Genomic DNA, 3,090 nt, shown 5'->3' with positions numbered 1-3,090 from the left:
AGCTTTGTTCTCCACGATGGTCAACCAGCTCAACGTTCACTCATTGCTAACGAATTGATGCAGTTTACCCCGAGCCATGATGTGCACGCGATTGCGGCCGGCATGTTTGGCTGAGTACACAGCCTTATCTGCCTCTCCAAGTAGCACATCAATACTCGCAGTGTCGCGTTCTTTCTGGGCAACACCGACGCTGATACTGAGTCTTACCTTTTCATGACCCTCGGCGACGAGGGCCATCGTTTCGATCGCCCTGCGAAGGCGATCCGCCGCCTTCATGGCTGAGGGAAGATCTGAACCCGAACATACAACCAAGAATTCCTCGCCGCCGATTCGGCACAACGTATCACTGCGACGCCCTTCTTTGTGTAGGCGAATACCCACTTGCTTCAAGACGTGGTCACCAAACGCATGCCCATATCGATCATTCACGCGTTTGAACCAGTCAACATCGATCATCATGACGCTCAGTGCCTCACCGGTGCGATTCGACGCACTCCAAGCCCTGGCGAGCGCCTCCATTGCCCCACGACGATTCGGTAATCCGGTAAGCATGTCAGTTCTGGCAACCTGTTCAAGCTTCCGGTTGCTGACGGCGAGCTCTGAGGCGATTTGTTTAAGTTGAGCACGATCGTTTTGCCATGCATCAAGGAGTCCGAGATAGCGATGTCCAGCATCCATCGCGACGCGCAACGCTTCCTCGCCGAGCGACTTGAAAAGACACGTATCCACGCCGCTCTTAAGCGCTGCGACGAAGTTCTCCTTGTCTAACTGATCAGACAATGCAACGAGATAAACCTGTCTACCCCAATCGGCCCCACGTACCTTGCGACAGAAGTCCTGCGCACCTGCACCGGAGAAGTCGGCGTCAATAATCACAATCTTCGGCAACACAGCGACCGCAATGCTCAAAGCCTCATCAAAATCACCCGCGAGACAAATTTGATAACCTAAGCTGGATTGCAACAACGTGCTGACATCGAAGGTGGAGTGATTACGTGAGGTGACAATGAGAGCAGGCACTGTAGCGTCCGATCCTGTAGCCCCTCCGATAACCGGCGGAGTTTCAGACATGCGCTCGAACGACGGAAGGGAGGTAGCCGGGACATCCAGTAACTTCGCCCAGTCGCTCCACTCTTCGACGATCCGATCGAAGAACGCCGCCGTACCGTCGGCGTCCATCTGAAATCGACCGCCGAGCCGTATTAGGGAGCCGACCAACTGGCTTCGAACCTTCTCGGCTGCTATGCCAAGGTCGGCGAGATGACTAGCGGTGTGAAATAGCCAGGTCAGCGTGTGCGGTCGCGACCCTTCAGAAAACTGTGATTCATCGGGTGACTGATGGTAGAAGACGGGTTCGGCGAGCGCTTTCGGAATGCCGAACTCCTCTATCATGGCAAGCGCGCACTGGCGCTGATCGATCCCAAACGCCTCATGTTCGAGCGCGAGCAAATTGCTTCGATCGGACTCAAGCAGTTCGGAGTATTCGACGGGGAATGCCGTGGCCAGAGCCAAGGAACCAATATTCGCGAGCAAGCCGCATGCGAACAAGTCCTCCGGGGCAGCCGCGCGGGTCAAACGTCCGAGTTCCCGCGAGGCCAAAGCCATCAGCAATGAGCGCGACCAAAAATTGCGATAATCGAATCCTTTACAAGGTCCGTCCTTGAACTGGTCGACGAGCGAGAATCCCATCGCGAGCTGAGCAACCGCCTTCATGCCGATACGCAGCAGTGCTTCGTTGATGGCTGAGACTGGTCGGTGGGTACCGCCGCTCGAGTTTGCGAGACGGAGAAGGCGCCCAGACAAAGCTGGATCGGTCTGAACCAAACGAGCAACGTCTTCTATCGTGCAATCTTCGCGACCGCATAGGTTCATTATGGCCAATGCGACCCCTTTGGGGCTAGGCAGTTGTCCAGCAAGCTTGATCTCGTCGAATCTGGCCACCGAGCTCGCCCTCAACTGGATGCGACGACGCAGTTACGGCCATTGTGCTTCGCCCGATACAGCGCCTTGTCAGCCCGATCGAATAGCGGCTCGATCGACTCCTCGCGCTGACGTAAGGCAACTCCGACGGAGATCGTAAAGGGTGCGATTTCGAGCTTGTCATGACGCCGCACCAACCGTAACCGTTCGATCGAGGTCCTAACCTTTTCTGCAAGCTGCTGTGCTCGATCGATCGAGGCATTGGGTACCAACATGACAAACTCCTCGCCACCAAAACGCGCAGTCATCGCTTGGTCCGGCGCGATAGCCAACATCGCCTCAGCGACCTTCTGGATCACAATATCACCCACTGCATGGCCGTAGGTGTCGTTGATCCGCTTGAAGTGGTCGATATCCATGACGAGCAAAGCAGGCGGCCCATCGGAAGAATCGAACAGTTTTGCGGCTTCAATTAACATGCCTCTTCGATTGAGCAGCCCGGTAAGCGGATCGACCATCGCCTCGCGCCGATGCTTGTCGAGTTCACCTCGAAGCAATCTTGTCTCCTGCTCCGTGGCCTCAAGACTCTTCTTGAGTGCCGCGTTGCTTTCATTTGCTGCTAAGGCAGCCTGGGCCAGGTTTTGAGCGATCGCGCGTAAACCGCTCGAGTCGCGAACTTCATCAAGCCGACCCAGGTTTTCGGTCAGAGAGGCCTGGAGACCGGACGTATTTCGACTCGCGCTGAGTACATCTCCGAGGAGACTGCCGAGCAACTTTTCGATACCCTCTCCCATGCCGTGAAACCGACGAAGAGCCTCGCCAGCCACATGTTGCTCGTAGATCTCGCGCACAACGAAATCATCGATCGCAGATGAAGATCCGATTACTGAATTCAATGCTTCGCACAGCGACGGGTCGTTGCCTCTGATGTAGTCGTGCGCTACCCAGTAATTGATGGGAGAGGCCGACAGCCGATGTTGGGCGAGAAACGCGAGCGCGCGCTCACCGAGATCAGATCGGGCTCCACTCTTATCGTTCTGTGACGGCTTCATTCCACCTCCTCACAGGCAAAAAAACGCGAAAACATCCCCGCCAGCATTATCGCCTCGATCGCCTCCCGGATAGTATGTACATACATGACTGTCCCTGCAGACGAAGTGGCTTAGCATA

General features: G+C 55.7%; 2 protein-coding genes. Both read right to left on the bottom strand.

All coding sequences use genetic code 11. From position 1 onward, the window contains the following. Nucleotides 1–36: 36 nt before the first annotated feature. Complete coding sequence (locus P7F68_RS19780) at nucleotides 37–1,941, bottom strand: sensor domain-containing diguanylate cyclase (protein ID WP_277835644.1); 1,905 nt, start codon at nucleotides 1,939–1,941, stop codon at nucleotides 37–39. 11 nt (nucleotides 1,942–1,952) lie between these two features. After that, a complete protein-coding gene (locus tag P7F68_RS19775; protein WP_182938059.1) occupies nucleotides 1,953–2,972 on the bottom strand; it encodes a GGDEF domain-containing protein in 1,020 nt (339 codons plus the stop codon). Between the last annotated feature and the right edge of the window lie 118 nt (nucleotides 2,973–3,090).

Source organism: Thauera mechernichensis (assembly GCF_029588855.1).
Lineage (GTDB): Bacteria > Pseudomonadota > Gammaproteobacteria > Burkholderiales > Rhodocyclaceae > Thauera > Thauera mechernichensis.
Note: the sequence above shows the minus strand (reverse complement) of the source record. Positions and strands in the feature narration are given on the sequence as shown.